This is a genomic window from Corallococcus sp. AB011P (assembly GCF_003611605.1).
Taxonomy (GTDB): domain Bacteria; phylum Myxococcota; class Myxococcia; order Myxococcales; family Myxococcaceae; genus Corallococcus; species Corallococcus coralloides.
Genome location: NZ_RAVX01000012.1, coordinates 18,903 through 35,271, shown reverse-complemented (window position 1 = coordinate 35,271; position 16,369 = coordinate 18,903). Strand labels below are relative to the sequence as shown.

General features: G+C 69.8%; 13 protein-coding genes. 6 read left to right on the top strand and 7 right to left on the bottom strand.

Features of this window, described 5'->3' with window-relative positions; genetic code table 11:
- Positions 1-20: 20 nt before the first annotated feature.
- Positions 21-1,418 (bottom strand): DUF1552 domain-containing protein, encoded by a 1,398-nt coding sequence (locus D7X30_RS26395; RefSeq protein WP_120565741.1) that lies wholly within the window; start codon positions 1,416-1,418, stop codon positions 21-23.
- A 5-nt stretch (positions 1,419-1,423) separates the two neighbouring features.
- Positions 1,424-3,769, bottom strand: a complete 2,346-nt coding sequence (locus D7X30_RS26390; protein ID WP_120565740.1) for a DUF1588 domain-containing protein — start codon at positions 3,767-3,769, stop codon at positions 1,424-1,426.
- Between the two features lie 311 nt (positions 3,770-4,080).
- Here D7X30_RS26390 and D7X30_RS26385 point away from each other — a divergent pair, with 311 nt between their 5' ends.
- The 6 genes from D7X30_RS26385 to D7X30_RS26360 are packed head-to-tail and all read left to right on the top strand — an operon-like array spanning position 4,081 to position 9,790.
- A complete protein-coding gene (locus tag D7X30_RS26385) occupies positions 4,081-5,109 on the top strand; it encodes a hypothetical protein (protein WP_120565739.1) in 1,029 nt (342 codons plus the stop codon).
- Positions 5,082-6,356 (top strand): hypothetical protein, encoded by a 1,275-nt coding sequence (locus D7X30_RS26380; protein WP_120565738.1) that lies wholly within the window; start codon positions 5,082-5,084, stop codon positions 6,354-6,356. Before D7X30_RS26385 ends, D7X30_RS26380 begins: the two co-directional genes overlap by 28 nt.
- Positions 6,353-6,964, top strand: a complete 612-nt coding sequence (locus D7X30_RS26375) for an isoprenylcysteine carboxylmethyltransferase family protein (protein ID WP_120565737.1) — start codon at positions 6,353-6,355, stop codon at positions 6,962-6,964. The genes D7X30_RS26380 and D7X30_RS26375 overlap by 4 nt, the downstream gene beginning before the upstream one ends.
- A 6-nt stretch (positions 6,965-6,970) precedes the next feature.
- Positions 6,971-7,954 carry a fatty acid desaturase gene (locus tag D7X30_RS26370; protein ID WP_120565736.1) on the top strand — a complete coding sequence of 328 codons (984 nt, stop codon included), beginning with the start codon at positions 6,971-6,973 and terminating at the stop codon, positions 7,952-7,954.
- Positions 7,951-9,180 carry a CapA family protein gene (locus tag D7X30_RS26365; RefSeq protein WP_120565735.1) on the top strand — a complete coding sequence of 410 codons (1,230 nt, stop codon included), beginning with the start codon at positions 7,951-7,953 and terminating at the stop codon, positions 9,178-9,180. The genes D7X30_RS26370 and D7X30_RS26365 overlap by 4 nt, the downstream gene beginning before the upstream one ends.
- Position 9,181: 1 nt before the next feature.
- The gene (locus tag D7X30_RS26360; protein ID WP_120565734.1) at positions 9,182-9,790 is read left to right on the top strand and encodes an iron-containing redox enzyme family protein; all 609 of its coding nucleotides are present in this window, start codon (positions 9,182-9,184) and stop codon (positions 9,788-9,790) included.
- A gap of 28 nt (positions 9,791-9,818) precedes the next feature.
- Here D7X30_RS26360 and D7X30_RS26355 read toward each other — a convergent pair whose 3' ends face one another.
- The 5 genes from D7X30_RS26355 to D7X30_RS26335 form a co-directional block, all read right to left on the bottom strand.
- Positions 9,819-11,465, bottom strand: a complete 1,647-nt coding sequence (locus D7X30_RS26355; protein ID WP_120565733.1) for a hypothetical protein — start codon at positions 11,463-11,465, stop codon at positions 9,819-9,821.
- 385 nt (positions 11,466-11,850) lie between these two features.
- Positions 11,851-12,264, bottom strand: a complete 414-nt coding sequence (locus tag D7X30_RS26350; RefSeq protein ID WP_120565732.1) for a Tsi3 family protein — start codon at positions 12,262-12,264, stop codon at positions 11,851-11,853.
- A gap of 156 nt (positions 12,265-12,420) precedes the next feature.
- Entirely contained in the window at positions 12,421-12,792 is a 372-nt protein-coding gene (locus D7X30_RS26345; RefSeq protein ID WP_120565731.1) for a YccF domain-containing protein, read from the bottom strand.
- A 162-nt stretch (positions 12,793-12,954) separates the two neighbouring features.
- Positions 12,955-14,910 (bottom strand): serine/threonine-protein kinase, encoded by a 1,956-nt coding sequence (locus D7X30_RS26340; protein ID WP_120565730.1) that lies wholly within the window; start codon positions 14,908-14,910, stop codon positions 12,955-12,957.
- Positions 14,911-14,963: 53 nt separating this feature from the next.
- The gene (locus D7X30_RS26335; protein WP_120565729.1) at positions 14,964-16,304 is read right to left on the bottom strand and encodes a trypsin-like peptidase domain-containing protein; all 1,341 of its coding nucleotides are present in this window, start codon (positions 16,302-16,304) and stop codon (positions 14,964-14,966) included.
- Positions 16,305-16,369: the final 65 nt, after the last annotated feature.

The following is a 16,369-nucleotide window of genomic DNA, read 5'->3' as shown; positions in this document are numbered from 1 at the left end:
CCGCGGCCCGCTCTCGCGGCTCAGCCATACAGCTCGCTCAGCGGTCCCGGCGCGATGCGCGTGCTGCCCTCCTGCCCGAAGGTGTTGAAGTCCGCGTCTCCGAACGCGTGGCCGAGCGTGTTGAAGAGGTTGGAGACCTGCCGGTTCCGGGCCGCGTCGTACTTCGGGTACACGACCGTGCGCCCGTCGGTCTTCAGGCCCAGCGCGTTGCCGCCCACCACGAGCTTCGGCCACTCACGCGAGGTGGAGTGGTGCTGCTCGCCGTTGTCGGACATGAAGACGATCGCCGTGTGATCCAGCATCGAGCCGCTCGCGCCGACCTCGGGCGTGGCGGCCAGCGTCCTCGCCAGGTTCGCCACCAACTGCACGTGGCGGCGGGTGACCTCGGCGACGCGCTCCCAGTTCTGCCCCGCATCCAGGCCGTGCTGCAAGCTGTGTCGCGGGACGTCGCTCACGTCCGGGCCGTAGGCCACGTCGAAGCCCGAGGTGCCCGTCGCCAGCACGACCGTGTTCGTCAGCCCGCCCAGGAGGGCCGCCGTGGCGATCTGGAACTGCGCCTCGAACCACTTCAGCGAGTCGGGCGGTGAGCCCGCGCCGGTGAGGAGCGGGTTGTCCTTCGGCGCCAGCGGCAGGTAGGGCCGCACGCGGTCCGCCATGCCCGCGAGCTGATCCTCCCGCGTGCGCAGCGACTCGAGCGAGGAGAGGTAGCGCTCCAGTTTCAGCCGCTCGTTGGAGTTGCCCTTGAACTCCGCCAGCGCCTTGCGCGAGTCGGCCAGCGCGAAGTCGAAGAGCATCTTGCGATCGCGCCCATTCGTCGAGCCGCCGAGCAGCGAGCCGAAGGTGCTGTCGAACGCGAGCGACGGGTTGACGATGATGCCTGCGGGCTTGCGGGGTCCGAGCGCGCAGGTTTCGTACACGATAGACACGCGCGCGGAGCTGGTGCCCAGGCGCAGCACGTCGAACGGTGCACCCCGGCGCAGGCGAGGTGCGATCACCGCGTCGAAGGTCGCGCCCGCGCCGTTCACCGCGCAGCTCAGCCCGCCCGTCCCGCTGGAGTGCCCGCCGCCCGCGATGAGGTTCGAGAGCCCCAGCAGCACGGCGGAGCGGTTCACCAGGTCGAGGTTGCCGGAAGACGCCGCCAGCGGCCCGAGACTGATCGCGCTGGCGAGATTGTCGCCCTCACGCACCAGCGGCGTGTCCTTGTACGCGTCCCAGAAGAGGCGGTCGGAGGTGTTGGCGCGTCCCCCCAGCGCCGCGCGGGTGCCCGTGCTCAGGAGCGCGCGGGGGTAGACGCCATTGCACTCGAGGACCAGCACCACGCGCGCCGGCAACGCTGACGACTGGGCGTAGACGTCGTGGAAATAGGGCGCGAAGAGGCCGGCGGCCATGCCCTTCAGGACGGTTCGTCGCGAGAACATGGCAGTCACTCTCCAGCCTGCGGCACACGCCGCGTCTTCCAGGTGTCGCTTGTCATCAGCGTGGTCAGCATCTTGGAGAACGAGCCGTTGTTCTGATCATAGGCCTGCTCCATCTGCGTCAGCGTGCAGGCGTCGCTCACGTTCTCCGGGCGTCCCATGAAGTAGCGGAAGGCCTGTCGCACGAAGCAGCGTTTCACGTGCCGCGAGGCCGCCAGGCGCTCGCTCAACTCCACCGCGTCGCGCACCGGACCGTCCAGCGCGGGGTCCGGCATCGACGTGAGCGTCGAGCTTCCGTCCGGCGTGGTCCAGCCTCCGCTGGTCGAGTGATCCCGCGCGCGCAGGAAGCCCGCGTGGTTGTAGATCTCGAAGGGCAGGCCGAGCGGTTCCATCAGACGGTGACAGCCCTGACACTGCGATCCGGCGGTCGCCTCCTGCAGGCGGCGGCGCGCGTTCTTGTCGGCGGCGTGAGCGCCGACCTGGGCTGCCACCTGCACGCTGCTGAGCGGCGGGACGAAGCCGCACAGCAGGTTCTCGCGCACCCACTTGCCGCGGTGGACGATGGACGGATCGTCCTCGAAGTTGCCGCCGTGCGCGGCCAGCCACACCGGGTGGGTCAGCACCCCCGCGCGCTCCGTGGCAGGCAGCGTCTTCCAGCGGCCCGCGACGGTCGCCGGGAGGATCTCGCTGACGTTGTAGGGGTGCGAGAGGCCCTTATGCGAGTCGTATGCCGCGTTCTGCATGGAGGGCACGTAGAAGGTGCGCGTGGTGAGCAGGTTCGCCAGCACGTCCTGATCCTCGACCACCACCCGCGCGATCAAATCGTCGAACTGCTGGATGAAGGTCGGCTCCAGCGGATGGAAGTTGGTGAGCAGGTTGTCGTACGAGACCGAGCTGATGTAGCCGAGCCCCTCGAGTTCGAAGCGCGAGGTCGCCGCCGGGGACTCCTTGAAGACCGCGGACACGTGCCCGTAGCCGAGCCACTCGCGGAAGAAGCCCGCGACGCCGTCACCCAGCCAGTACTGCCCGCGCTTGGAGCGCTGCTCCTCGTTGTAGTCCTGCACCAGATCGAAGCGCGGTGTCCCGTTCTGGTTGGCGTCGACGCCGCCCAGGTGCTTCTTGATCAGGGCGGTGGTCGTCGCATCCTGCGTGAGCGAGCCATCCTTCGCGGCAATGGCCACGTCCGCCAGATGCCCCTCCAGGGGCGCGGAGTAGTACGGCCACACGAAGCTCGGCGTGGCCGAGGGCGCGCGCCCCGCCAGCGCGTAGGCCAGCTGCGAGCCCAGCTCCAGGCTGGTCAGTTCCACGCGCCCGTCGGCCGGATCGCCGCCCAGCTCGCGGCGGAACATGGCGCCGGTCATCATCCACGCGGCGTTGGAGATCCGCGTGATGGAGTCCGCGCGGTTTCGCGGGGAGTAGCTCGGTTCCTGCGCGATGACCGAGGTCGCGAAGGCGGTGATGCGGGTGAGCTCATCCTCGGTGGGCGGGCGGAAGAAGACGCCGAACTCGAGCATCTGGCCAAGGTGGAAGCGCTTGCAGGTGTCGCTCGGGTTCGCGTCGTTGAACATGCAGCTGAAGCGGTTGTTGGTGAAGACACGCTCCATCCGGTTGCCGTCCGGGTAGTTCATCGTCCACGGCGAGGCGGCCGCGCCGACCACCGGCAGGAAGAGCTCCACCGTGGCCTCGTCCAACGTCTCGTCCGTGGCCCAGGAGCTGTACTGCTCGATGGCGCTGGGATCGAGCGGGTTGTCGTAGAAGCTGAACCCGGTCCAGCTGCGCTCGACCGAGCCACCGACGTTGCGGGTGAACTCGCGCCGGTTCATGCGGCGGATGCGTGTCGGCGCATCCGAGCGCACGCCTTCGGTGCAGGTGAAGAGCGCGGACTGATCGAGCAGGTTGGGCTCGGGCACCACGGTCACGGGCGGCCCGTCCGTGCCACTGCAGAGGGGCATCCCCTCATTGATCCAGGTCTCGAGCGCGGTGCGCTCGGCCGCGCTCGCGCGCTCATGCGGGGCTGGCGGCATCGGAGACGTGTCGTCGCGCATGCGGCTGAGCGCGCGCTGGGCGTTGCTGAGCTTCCCATCCATCGCCGAACTCACCCGCATGTCGTGCAGGGTGCGCAGCGGCATCGTCGCACCCTGGGTCGGCAGCGCGCCGTGACAGCTGGCGCAGCGATTGGTGAGCACCGACTGCACCACGCACGCGGCGCCCACGGGCCCACCGGGATCCCCGGGGTCAACTGGATCCACTGGATCCACTGGCTTGTTGGGGCCTCCGTCGTTGGTGTTTGGCCCGATGTTGCCCTTGCACGCAACGAGGCTCAACAGTCCGGCCAGCAGGAGCACGCGGTTCATCCGGCCAGTCTGGCACGGACGGCGGGTGAAAGAGCAAGCGGGTCCTGCCAAACGGGCTTAGCCGGGACTGGCTCCCATCCTGATCAGGCGGAGCGCGGCCTGGGCAGGCGTGTACCCCAAGGGGCTCACGCGGCCTGTCCACCGGCCGGGAGCTATGCGCCTCGGCTGTGCAGGGGGCTTCACACCCGTGTGCCAGGCGCTGCACGGGGGGCTGGGCGAGCGAGGTTGCGTCCGGGCGGGAGCGGGCCTTCCCGGCTGGCCTCAAGGATGCATTGCTAGCGCACATGGGCCGGGACCGAGCTGTTTCCCTGATGGACGACCTTCGCGCCGCCAACCCCAGCGAGCACACGCGCTGGCTGGCCGAGCCCGATGAGCCGGCCTTCCGTGAGCTGCTTCACGCGCGCTATGCGGAGACGTATTCCTACCCGTTCCTCTACGAGCCCGGCGGCGCCGTACGGCTCTGGAGGGACGGGGCGCTGCTGAGCCTCGGCGAGTTCGACGCGCGGGGGGCGCTGCTGTGGCACACGGGCCTGTGGAGCAAGCCGGGGCGGGACTCGCTGGACTCGGGGCTCTCCGTGGCGCTGCCGAGCCGCCGCACCATCATGGGCCGCGCCGAGCACGAGGCGCTGTGGGGCTCGCTGCTGGAGCGGCTCGGGCGCTGGGTGGGCTTCCTGCACCAGAACACCTCCACGCTGCACGTCATGGCGCAGCGCTACGCCTCGCGCTTCATGCGGGCGAGGCCCATGGGCCTCGTCGTCAACTACACGCGGGGCGAGACGGTGATTGGCGTGGAGGAGGGCTTGGGCGTGCCCATGCAGGCACTGGCGATGACGACGGTGCTCGCGCCCCCGCCGCCACGCCGGCGCTACCTGCCCGAGGGCCCGTGGGGGGAGTGGCTCGCGTCCATCCTGGCCGGGGCGGGGCTCGCGGAGTCGGTGGCCTTCACGCCGCTGGAGCGCCGGGCATGGAGGGAGGGCGCAGTGCTGCGTCCGCTCGACTGGAACGCGTCGCTGCGTCTGGAGCGGCGGGTCCTCGTGGGCTTCAGCGCGGAGGGCACCCCGGCGCTCACGTCGGAGCGGGCGCGCGTGGACCTCATCCACCTGCCCATGGGCGAGCCCCAGTGGGTGGCCGAGGGGACGCCGGTGCTCCTCGCGGCCGGCTTTCTTCCGACGGGCATCCGCCTCCGCCAGCACGAGCCGGATGAACTCGTCTTCCAATACGTGGCGGACCCGAGGGCCGCGTGCGAAGTCGTGAGCCGCGCCCGGCTGGACGGCGCGCGGGCCCGGGAACTCTTCGCGGGATGGATGGAGCGATGCGCGCGAACTTCGTGGATACGGTGATGGCGCGGCTGGACGGCGAGGTCGCCACCATCTGGGCCTCGGTGCTGCTGCGGCTGGCGGACAGGCCCGACGTGGCGCTCCTGCGCCGGGGGCTGCGCGCGTTGGTGCGGGAGAGCGAGCGCCTCAACGTGGCCTGGAACGACGCGCGCCGCGCATGGGTGCCCGCGGTGCGCGGGGACGCGGAGGTGGACGCGGCCCTGGTGGAAGGCGCAGAGCCCCTGTCCGAGCCCGAAGCCGTGGCGCGAATCATCAACACGCGGGTGGATCTCACGCGCGACGTGCCGCTGCGGCTGCACCTGCATCCCATGGTGGACGCGGCCCAGGGGCCCTGGCTGCTGGGCATCCAGTTGCACCACGCCATCGGGGACGCGAAGGCGCTGGCGCACCTGCTGGAGCGGCTGTGGTTGCTCTGCGCGGGACGCGGGTCGGAGTCGCGCCCGCTGGAGCCCTCGACGCTCACGGATGGCAAGGTGCTGCTCGCGGCGCTGCGCCAGCCTGGCCGGGTGCTGGGGCTCACGAGTCCGCGCCGGCGGCTCCTGGCGCGGCGGGGAATGGGGCTGCGCCGCAGTGGGGACACCGCCGGACACGCGCTATCGGCCACGGCGCGGCTCACGCTTCCCCAGGGCGACACGGACCTCCAGGAGTCGGAGGTCTTCTTCTCCGCGCTGCTCGCGGGCGTGGCGCTGCGAGAGTCCCCGGTGGACGGACTCATCCGCCTGCGCATGCCGGTGGACCTGCGGCGGATGCTGGGGCTCGGGCGGACGCTGGGCAATGGCTGCTCCGCGGTGCCGATTGAGATCTCCCTGAAGGAGGTCCGCGCCCGGCTCAAGGCCCCGCGCGAGCTGGCCCGCTTCCTCCGCTCCGAGGTGCAGCGGGTGCTCGATGAGGGCGTGCACTGGACGACGGCGCTGGAGTGCATGGCGGTGGCCCGGCTCGCACCGGCGCGGGTGCTGCGCAAGAACGCGCGTCCCGCGCTCATCGCCGAGCCCCGGACGAACACGCTCGTCGTCACCTACCTGGGACGGATGGACAAGCACTTCACGGAGGCGCCGTTCCGCATCCGCTCCATGCGCAGCCACACGGCCACCTGGGGCGCCACGGGCCTGGCGTTCGCGGACACGCTCAACATCAACACGGCGGCCTTCGAGGGCCTCTGGACGCGCGAGGAGTTGCGCGACTTCACGGAGCGCGTCGCCGGGTGGGCGTCCTCGGGCTTCGGCCTGCGGGCGGAGGTGCTCGCGCCATGATGGGGCTGCGCGAGGCGCCCGGGGTGTACCTGGGCTTCATCTCCCTGCACGTGCTCGCGGGGCACCTGGGCTCCAGCCTCGTCTACCGCCTGCGCTTCGGGCGCAGCCCGCTGGCCTACCGGAGCGCGGCGGCGGATTCCGCGCACACGCGCGTCACGCGGCGCATCAGTGGCGTCTCGCTGCTCTGGGCCGGCTCCGTGCTCGCGGCCGCGTTCTGGCCCGCGTGGTCCGTCATGTCCTGGGGACGGCCGCTGCTGCCCATTCCTCCGCTCGCGGGTTGGGTGCTCGGTGTCGTGGGGCTCATGGGCATGCTGTGGGCCCAGTATGGAATGGGCCCGGCCTTCCGCATCGGCGTGGACGCGGGGGAGTCCCGGCCCGAGCTGCACGAGGGGGGGCTCCACCGCTCCTCGCGCAACCCCATCTACGTGTTCTCCTACCTGTACCTCGTAGGGGCTTCGCTCTGGGCTCCGTCCGTGGTGACGCTGGGCGCCTGTGCGGCGCTCGGGGGCCTCTTCCATCAACTGGTGCTCCAGGAGGAGCGGTTCCTCGCGGACCGCCTCGGTGAGCCCTACGCGCGCTATTGCCAGCGCGTCCCTCGCTACTTCTGACGCGCCATGCAGCCAGCCCTCTCGCGTCCCGCTGATTCGCCCGGTGCCGCGCCCCCGGAGCCCGGCCTCTCCCGCGCCGAGCTGGTGGAGCTGCTCCGCATCCGTCCTCTGCGCGCGGTGGGCATGGCGGCGCTGCACCTGGGGGTCTGGGTCGCGGCGGCCGTGGCCATTGCCCGCGCGGACAGCGTCTGGGTGAAGCTGCCGCTGTGGATGCTGGCGGGTGGGGCGGTGATGGGGCTCATCCAGCTCGACCACGACGCGTGGCACGACAACCTCTTCCCGAGGCCGTGGCAGAACCGCCTCTTTGGCAACGCGCTTAGCCTGCTCGTGGGCATCGCCTACGAGCCCATGCGCCATGACCACCTCGCGCACCACCGCTGGAACCGCACGCAGAAGGACCCCGACGCCTACAACGCGGGCCGCCGCTCGCTCGGGCTGTGCGCGCTCTTCTACGCCACCGTGCTGCTCGGCATCCCGCTGAGCCTCATCTACTTCAACGTCCTCTATCCGCTGCAGCACTTCTCCCGCGCGCGATTGCGCCGCCATGGCGCGGTGCTGCTCTGCTACGCGGGATTCTACGCAGGGCTATTCTGGCTGCTGTCGCGGCACGGGCTCGTCCCCGGCGCGGTGGAGTGCTGGCTGCTGCCGGTGCTCTTCGCCAGCCCCCTCAACGGCCTCAAGTCCATCGCGGACCACTACGCCAACACGTGGCGCGGGGACCGCTTCCACACCGCGACGACGGTGCGCGGCACGCGGCTCGTCACCTTCCTCTGGAACGGGCTCAACTACCACCTGGACCACCACCTCTATCCGCGCGTGCCCGGCTACAACCTCGCCAGGCTGCACACCCACCTGCGCCCCGGGCTGCTCGCGCGCGGCGCCCCCGTCTTCGACAGCTACCTCGACGTCATGGGACGCGCGCTGCTCGCCGGCCCCACCGTCGTGGACGAGGACGTGCGGCTCGTCACCCTGGAACGAAAGCGCCCATGAACGCCCTGCGCCAGCTGTACGCGGACATCCGCTACGAGGACGGCCGCTGGCCGCTGTCCCGCTGGGACCTCAACCTGCGCTACATCGCCAAGAGCCTCCTCCACGTCCCCGAGCCGCGCCGCACCGAGGACGCCGAGCACTTCGCGCGCGTCGCCCGGCACCTCGCCTCCGGGAGCTGGAAGCCCGGCGCGCCCGCGGCGCTCAACCTGTGCGCCGTGGGCGATGTGATGTGGATTCGCAGCGGCTTCCGCGAGGCCCTCTCCCCGGGCGTGCGCGCGCTGATGGCGGACGCGCACGTGGCCTTCGCCAACCTGGAGACGCCCGTGGACCCGGCGAGGCCCGTGCCCCGGCTCGTCTACGAGACGCTCCACTACAACGCGCCGCCGGGCTACCTGGACGCGTGGGAGGGCACCGCGCGCCACCGCGTGTTCTCGCTGTGCAACAACCACGCGCTGGACCAGGGCGCGGAAGGGCTGGAGCGCACGCGCCAGAGCGTGCTGGCCCGCCCGGAGCATCGCTGCGTCGGAGGCCCCCGGGCGGAGGACGCGGTGGCGGGCCTGGAGGTGGCCGGGGTGCGCCTGGGCATTGCCGCGGTGACGTATGACATCAACCACCTCGCGGGGGCGCCGCCCGAGGGCGTTCCGGTGACGCGCCTGGGCAACCCGCGGCATGCGCCCGACTGGGAGCGGCTGGGCGCCCTCATTGACGCGGCGCGCGCGGTGGGGCCGGACCTCGTGGTGCTCATGCCGCACTGGGGCTTCGAGTACGAGTACTGGCCCGAGTCCCTCCAGCGCGAGCACGCCTACCGCCTCATCGAGCGCGGGGCGGACATCCTCCTGGGCTCCTCGCCGCACGTGCTGCAGCCCGTGGAGCTGGTCTCCATCGACGGCGGGGACCCCACGTGCCCCGCGCAGGTGCGCCGGGGAGGGCCGCCGCGAGTGGGGCTCATCGCGTACTCGCTCGGCAACTTCCTGAGCATCATGCCCACGCGGGCGTGCCAGACGGGCGCGGTGCTGAAGCTCGCGCTCGCGCGGGACGCGGGGGGCCCCCTGCGCCCCGTGGACGTGCGCGCGGTGCCCACGGCGTGCGGGCGGGGCCTGGGCGGCGAGCGCTTCCTGGACGCGGGCGTCGTGGCGGTGGACGAGCTGGGCCTGGAGCGCGCGGCGCCGCACCTCGCGCACGCGTGGCGCACCCTGGGCGGACTGATTTCAACCCGGAGGGACTGAGATGGTGTCGATGCGGGAGCAGTTGGAGGCACTCACCGTGGGCATGGCCCGGCAGGTCGCGGGCTGGCTGCCGGCCGTGACGCCCGAGCGATACGTGGCCTTCCTGGACATGATGTACCACTACACGCTGCGCAGTGGAGACCGGCTGCGGCTCGCGGCCGAGCGCGCCACGCTCCCCGAGCTGAAGGCCTTCTTCGCGGAGCTCGCGGCGGACGAGCAGTCCCACTACCAGCTCGCGAAGGCGGACCTCGCGGCCTTCGGGCGCACGCCGTCGGACGCCACGCCCCGCGAGGTCTCCGCGTTCCACGCCTTCTGGGAGGGCATCCCGGCGGAGCGCCAGCTCTCGTTCCTCGGCGCGCTGTACGTGCTGGAGGGCGTGGCGCGGCACCTCGGGGGCGACACACGCCAGGGGTTGGGGCGGCTCGGCCTGGACAGGACGCGGGCGCGCTTCCTGCTCGTGCACCTGGACGTGGACGTGGAGCACGGCGCGCGGGCCCAGGCGCTCTGCGAGTCGCTCGGTGCGCACGGCCCCGAGCCCCTGCTGGACGGCGCGCGCCAGGCGGCGGACTTCTGGGTGGCCATCCATCGCCGGGCGCTCGCGGAGGCATAGGCCGGGCCCCCGCGGGCCCGCCAGTGCGTCACTTGTGCTCGGGTGACCTGGGCATCTCCGTGGCGTAGAGGGCGTGGGAGCCGTCCCGGATCTTGGCCTTGCTGCCGAACACGATCGACTCGTCGTTCTGATCGAAGGTCTTGTTGGGGACGTGCATCCCCGACCCCGACCAGTAATGCCCGAACGCGTTCGTGGGCAGGATGAGCTTGTCGCCCAGCCTGTTCGCCGCCGCCTCCAACACCATGGCGCAGGTCCGGCAGGGGGTCTTGACCCCGCCGATGAACGCGGGCTGCAACGAGGTCAGGCTCCCCGCCCCATCCAGCGCCGTGAGCACCGGGTAGAAGAGCTCCTCGGCGTGGATGTCCTTCTTGGTGAAGTGGGTGCTCCCCGTGCCCTTCCCGAACTTCTTGGGGAGCACCACGTAGACCTTGCCGGCCTGGACGGGGGCGCCCTCCAGCGTCCAGTGCTTGAAGCCATTCGCGTGGTTGGCCACCGTCAGCCCCAGCGTGTTCGCGGAGCCGAACGTCAGGGACTGCGTGAGCGCGTTGAACACGTACGGCCACTTGTAATGGAAGTAGGACGGATAGAGGCCGCTGTTGAACTCCCCCTGGTACTGGGGGAGCTTGTTGGCGTGCAGCTTGCCAATCTTCCGCATCTTCGTCGCGTAGGCGCCGGACGATGACTTGGGCAGCTTGATGTCCGCGAGGAACGTCTTGAGCGACGTCTGCTTCTGGAGCGCGCTCAGCAGCGCATCGGAGTACGTGATGTTGTTGGAGGCCAGGAAGAGGGAACCCGCGGCCCACATGGCCTGGACCTCGACCGGGACGTTGGTGTCGCCTCCGCCGTTGAACTCAATGACGAACAGCAGCGCGCTGAGCCTGCGCAGGAACGAATTGGGCCCCAGCTCCCGGTAGTCCCAGGTGACGTCGCGCTCGATGAGCTTCGCCGCGTTGACGATGGTGGGCATGGAGCTGCCCCCGCGGGGGTAGGACGTCGTGCCAATCGTCTCCGAGTCACCCAGCTTCTTCTTGTACGTGGAGAACGGCACCACCTTGCCGCCGTGAAGCTCCGTCTTCAGCGGGTTGGACGTGTCGTTGAGCGCGCCGTACTTCGTGTCGAACTTCCGCCGGAAGCGCTTGCGGGACTGGTACACCGCTTCGCTCGTCGCGAGCCGCGCGCTGTCGGACGTGCCCTCGAACTCGAACGCCTGATCGTAGACCGTCGCGTCCTGCGGCCCCAGCTCCAGCTTGCGCTTCTTCTTCGTGTGCTGCTCGAACGCCTCCAGCATCGAAGTGTCCACGTCCTCCGTGCCGTAGAGGCCCAGGTCGTTCACCTGGGTCGGGTCCAACTGCCCCGGCTCCTTGCGCTTGCCCAGGCGCGACGGCTTCTTCGCGACGTGCGGCTTGAGGAGGAACACCTCGTCGGCCTTGCCGCACTTGGGGCACAGGGGACGCGCGCCCTTGAGCGTCGGATAGTCGTCCGCGGAGCACAGCCCGGAGGTGTAGGCGCACCGCCGGCAGTTGAAGATGTAGGCGTTGATGGACTTCTGGACGGCGGGCGTCGCGCCGAACTTCTTCGCGCACTCGTTGCAGGGGGGCGGCTGCGTCAGCGCCTCCCCGGCGTTGAACAGATCACTGACCCGCTTGCAGTGCTGACATTCGTAATAGAAGAGCATCCGCGTCCCTCGTCGGATCCGGATGTTCTCCAGCTTCCGAGCGGACCGTCAAGCGAGCGGGCTGGCGCGGCGCGGTCGCCAATTCAATGGAAAAGAGATCCTCGCCAAGTCCGCTTCGTGACAAGGGAGCTCCCTCAAGCCGGGGCGGAGCCGGTGCTTGAGGAGGGAGAGCCCCGCCTTTGCCGCGACGGTGGAGGAGCCGAGGAAGGAGCGCACACCCCGTTTGGACTGGGCCGGACTGCTCAAGCAGGACGTTCGCCCTGGATGTGTTCGCGTGCTTGAGGTGTGGAGGCAAGCTTAAGGGTGTTGGCGTGCGTGAGGGGAGCAGGAGAGGCCTGCTCGATTCAGAGGCACTTGGGGTGATGAGCCGGTCTCATGCCCTCGTTCAAAAGGGCGTCTGGTCTGAAGCGGGCTTCGCCACCGAAAGCCCCTGTCGGCGGATCAACTCGTCCAATTCGAAGCTCGGGGCCAGGCCGTCGGTGAAGCGCATCTGCCGGTAGCGAACGTAGGATGGCCCTAAAGCCTCGACATAGGTCAGGGTCACTGCGTCCCCGCTGGAGCCGCCCTCGGAGGTTTCCATCAGGCGCCGCAGCCGTCGTACGCCCACGCGCTCCGTCGATCCAGCATCCGGGGCGGGGCCCGCGATGATGTCGACATCGATCTGGATTGGATCGCGAGTCTCGTGGGCATCTGAATCCGGCGTGACCAGCCAGCCGTGCTCGCGCGCCTTGGCCGCATAGTGGGAGGCAAGCCTGAGTTCGTAACCCGCTACGGGTGGATGAATGGGTAGCGCGGTCATGGGGGGAGTCGCTTCTCGGCAACCGAACATACAAAGCACAAGAAGAGCGAAGACCCCCACCGCACGGTAGATTGGAACATGCCTCCCTGAATTCAAGGAAAGACCCTCGCTGCTTTCACGTCGCGATATGCTTCGTAGCCGGGTGGAGGGGGGCGTTCAGCCGCGAATGCGCTTGCCGAATGGAGCGAACGCGACCATTCCGAGCTTGAGGTGCTGCAGCGCGAACGGAATGCCGATGATCGTCAGCGCCAGGCTGACTCCGATGACGACGTTGGTGAGGAAGATCCAGATTCCAGCGAAGAGTGCCCAGACGATGTTGAGCCCGAAGCTCATCGCGCCTGCGCTGGGAAGATCCTCGATGTCCTTGCCGAAGGGCATCAGCGCGAGGCCGGCCATCTTGAAGCACTGCACGCCGAACGGGATGCCGACGAGGGTGAGGCAGAGCACCAGTCCACCGAGCAGGTACTCGAGGCAGAGCACCAGACCTCCGCCGAAGATGATCCACAACAGGTTCAGAAGCAGGTTCATGATCGGCTTATACGTTGGAGTCGTCAGTCGATGACATGAGCCCGTCTGAATTTCGCCAGGCCTCGATTTCAGGAGCCGCGCGCGCTGCTATCGCTTGAGCCAGGGCGCGGGGTGTCTGTCCATCCCCGAGCCCCGTCGCGGAGGCGTCCCGCCAACTGGCGCCTACTCCTCCGTGGCCTCCTGCGGCTCCTGGAAGTCCACGTCGAAGTTGACGCGCTGGCCGGGCTCGATGGTGAAGGTCTTCTGCCAGTGCGACGGGCCCACGTTGACGTTGAGGCGGTGGTAGCCCTCGAAGACGTCCAACTCCTCCACGGGGACCGTGCCCACGGGCTTGCCGTCCACGGAGACGTTGGCGCCAGCCGGGCCGCGCACGTTGATGAAGGCCTTGTTGAGGAAGAACTGGTAGGCGGAGCGGCCCGTGGGGGCCACCGTCACCGTGCGCGACACGGAGATGCCGAGCGCGCCGTTGGTGAAGGTCAGTAGGTGCTTGCCCGGCGGCAGCGACGCGGACAGTGGCGTCCGGCCCAGCAGCGCGTTGTTGAGCGTGACCTCCACGCGCGGCTCCACCGTGAGGTCCAGGATGCCCATCGTCGGGCCCGCGTCCACACCAGCGTCAACGCCCGCGTCCTCGACGCCCGCGTCGAAGGGCTCGGCCACGACGATGGGCAGGCCCGCGTCGAAGGTCTCCACCGTCATCGTGCCCTGGAGCTGGCGCTGGACGATCACCGCGCCCGCGCCGAGCGTCAGCACGAGCCCGCCCACCACGAACGGGACCCAGGAACGCGAAGGCTTCTGCGCGGCCACTGGCCGCGCTGCGGGGCTCGCCGCTCCGCCGAAGATGGGGCCCGCGGGCCGCGTCTCCGTGGATGCCGTTGGAGCAGGGGAGGGCGTCACGGTCTGAGCCGTGGCCGGGCTCGTGGTGCTCGGGACAGCGCTCTGCACCGGAGTCGCGACAGGGGTGCTCTGCGGGACCTGCACCGCTGCCGGGGCCTGAGCGGCCTGCACCGGCGCCGTCACCACAGGCTGCACGGGCGCGGCAGTCTGCGGTGCAGTGGTCACGGCCTGCACGGGAGCCGGCTTGCTGCTCTCCGCCGAGGAGAACTCCGGCACCTTGCTCTTCACGGGCTCCGCGAGCCCCGCGCCGTTCGCGATGATCTCGGCGATCTGCGGCGTCGGCATGCCCGCCTTCGCCAGCGCCTCCGCGATGCCCTTCTCAATCGTCGCCCGGCGCGCCGCTCTCGCGTCGCTCTCCGGCGGGAACAGCTTCGCCAGGTGCTCCGCGAACTCCTCGTGCGTCGGCAGCTTGCCAATCGCATCCACCAGCGCCTCGCGGAACGCGAGCGCCGACGAATAGCGCTCCAGCGCCCGCTTCGTCGTCGCGCGGCGCACGACGGCATCCAGCTTCAGCGGCACGTCCGCCGGCATCGGGGGCAGGGCGCGGTTGAGCACCGCCTTGTCCGGATCCGCCGACTCCTTGAACGGCATCTTCCCCGTGAGGCACTCGTGCAGCGTGAGCCCCAGCAGGAACACGTCCGACTGCACGTTGACCGCTTCACGCCCGCCCAGCAGCTGCTCCGGGGACGTGTACGCGCGGCGGTTCTTCACGCGCTTGCCACCGCGCTCACGCGGCGCCACGGACAGCGCGCCGTAGCCCGTCACCTTCGTGTAGCCGCTGAAGGACACCATCAGCGTCTCGGGCCGGATGTCTCCGTGCACCAGCGGTGAACCGTCGTCGTTGCCCGCCACGTGCGCGTAGTGCAGGCCCATGGCCGCGTCCGCCACCACCAGCGCCGCGAACGCGGGCGACATGCGCGGGTTGGCTTCCAGCACGCGCCGCAGCGGCTCGCCGTCCGCGAACTCGGTGACTCGCGCGAGGCCCCCGTCCAGCTTCTCCAGGCCGTGCACGCGCAGGATGTTCGGGTGCTCGAAGACGATGGCGCGGTTCGTCTCGCGCTCCAGGCGCGCCACCAGCTCCGGGTTCTGCGCGATTTCAGGCGGTGCCCAGATGAGCACCACGGGGCGGGGCGTGGCGCCTTCCTCCAGCGACAGTCCGAGGAAGGCACGCGAGCCCTCTCCGGCAAGGAGGGGGCCGAGTGACTGATAGCGAGGCGAACTCATGGGAACGGCATGCTAGTGCCCTTCCCGTCGATCCTGGAATCCCCGGGTCGCGCCTAGAGTCGCTGGCCTTCGAAAGGCAGCGTCAGGTGGTAGCCATAACGCCCGCGCCGCACGAGCAACAGCACGCTACGTCCCCGTCGCGCCGTCAGCAGGGCTTCACGGAAAGTGTCACCCGTGGGGACAGGCTGATTGTTCATCCGCAACAGCACGTCCCCCGGCTCCAGCCCAATCTCCGAGGCAGCCGACCCCTGCCGCACGGACGCAATCGCCATCCCGCCCTTGGATTCCTTCACGCGGAGTCCCAGCTTCTCCCACGCCAGGTTCTCAAGCAGGCGAGCTGGAAATTCGACCGGCGTCACCTGCACCGTGCGGTTGCCGCCTGCTCGGAAGAGCACCAAGGGGAAGACCGAGCGGGCGGGGTAGCCGCGCACGCGCGAATCGAAATCCTCCGCGTCCTGGATGCGCGAACCGCCCAGCTCCGCGACCAGGTCTCCGCGCTGCACACCGGCCTGCGCTGCGGGGCTGTCCGGATCCACGTTCGTCACGATGACACCGTACGTGCGGTCCCACCCGAGCCGCGCGGCCACCTGCGAGGGCAGGTCCGCCGTGTCCATGCCCACCCACGCGGGGCGCACCTTCCCGAAGCGTGTGAGCTCCTCCACGATGCGCCGCACCTTGTCCGCGGGGATGGCGAAGCCGATGCCCTGCCCGTTGGCGTAGATGGCCGTGTTGATGCCGATAATCTCTCCGTCCACGTTGAGCAGCGGCCCGCCGGAGTTGCCCGGGTTGATGGCCGCGTCCGTCTGGAGGAAGTCGTTGTAGACGCGGCTGTCCGCACGGAAGGTGCGGCCCGTGGCGGACACCACGCCCGCCGTGACGGTCTTGCTCAGGCCGAACGGACTGCCGATGGCGACCACCGTCTCGCCAATCATCAAGTCACTGCTGGTGCCCAGCTTCGCCGTGGGCAGGGGCTCCTTCGCGTTGACCTTGAGGACCGCCAGGTCGTTGTTCGCGTCACTGCCCACGACCTCCGCGTCGAAGGTGCGCCCGTCCGCGAGCACCACGTGGATGGCGGACGCGCCCCGGATGACGTGGTCGTTGGTGACGATGATGCCGGACGGGTCGATGATGGCGCCGCTGCCCAGGCCCGTAATCCGCTGGCGCGTCTCCGGCTGCGCCATCCCCTGGCCAAAGAACTCCTCCAGGGGCGAGCGGGGCCGGCCCCGGAAGCGCGACTCCACCTCCTGTTCGGTGCCGATGTAGACGACCGCAGGGGAGACCTTCTGCACGACCTCCACCACGTCGCTGCGGCGCCGGGACAGGTCCGCGTGCGCCGGGAGCGCCAGCACGAGCCCCCACAGCAAGAGCCCCCACCGGATGTGTGCTGCCCTCATGCCATTCCTCCGTACGCCGCCGGGAATTGTCTCCCGGAAGACAGTCTGAATGTCGGGAAGGCCTC

What these genes read in the sequence shown, in the direction of transcription:
- D7X30_RS26340 (WP_120565730.1), bottom strand. Translation starts at nt 14,910, where the DNA reads ATGAGTTCGCCTCGCTATCAGTCACTCGGCCCCCTCCTTGCCGGAGAG.
- D7X30_RS26375 (WP_120565737.1), top strand. Translation starts at nt 6,353, where the DNA reads ATGATGGGGCTGCGCGAGGCGCCCGGGGTGTACCTGGGCTTCATCTCC.
- D7X30_RS26395 (WP_120565741.1), bottom strand. Translation starts at nt 1,418, where the DNA reads ATGTTCTCGCGACGAACCGTCCTGAAGGGCATGGCCGCCGGCCTCTTC.
- D7X30_RS26370 (WP_120565736.1), top strand. Translation starts at nt 6,971, where the DNA reads ATGCAGCCAGCCCTCTCGCGTCCCGCTGATTCGCCCGGTGCCGCGCCC.
- D7X30_RS26385 (WP_120565739.1), top strand. Translation starts at nt 4,081, where the DNA reads ATGGACGACCTTCGCGCCGCCAACCCCAGCGAGCACACGCGCTGGCTG.
- D7X30_RS26345 (WP_120565731.1), bottom strand. Translation starts at nt 12,792, where the DNA reads ATGAACCTGCTTCTGAACCTGTTGTGGATCATCTTCGGCGGAGGTCTG.
- D7X30_RS26355 (WP_120565733.1), bottom strand. Translation starts at nt 11,465, where the DNA reads ATGCTCTTCTATTACGAATGTCAGCACTGCAAGCGGGTCAGTGATCTG.
- D7X30_RS26365 (WP_120565735.1), top strand. Translation starts at nt 7,951, where the DNA reads ATGAACGCCCTGCGCCAGCTGTACGCGGACATCCGCTACGAGGACGGC.
- D7X30_RS26350 (WP_120565732.1), bottom strand. Translation starts at nt 12,264, where the DNA reads ATGACCGCGCTACCCATTCATCCACCCGTAGCGGGTTACGAACTCAGG.
- D7X30_RS26360 (WP_120565734.1), top strand. Translation starts at nt 9,182, where the DNA reads ATGGTGTCGATGCGGGAGCAGTTGGAGGCACTCACCGTGGGCATGGCC.
- D7X30_RS26335 (WP_120565729.1), bottom strand. Translation starts at nt 16,304, where the DNA reads ATGAGGGCAGCACACATCCGGTGGGGGCTCTTGCTGTGGGGGCTCGTG.
- D7X30_RS26380 (WP_120565738.1), top strand. Translation starts at nt 5,082, where the DNA reads ATGCGCGCGAACTTCGTGGATACGGTGATGGCGCGGCTGGACGGCGAG.
- D7X30_RS26390 (WP_120565740.1), bottom strand. Translation starts at nt 3,769, where the DNA reads ATGAACCGCGTGCTCCTGCTGGCCGGACTGTTGAGCCTCGTTGCGTGC.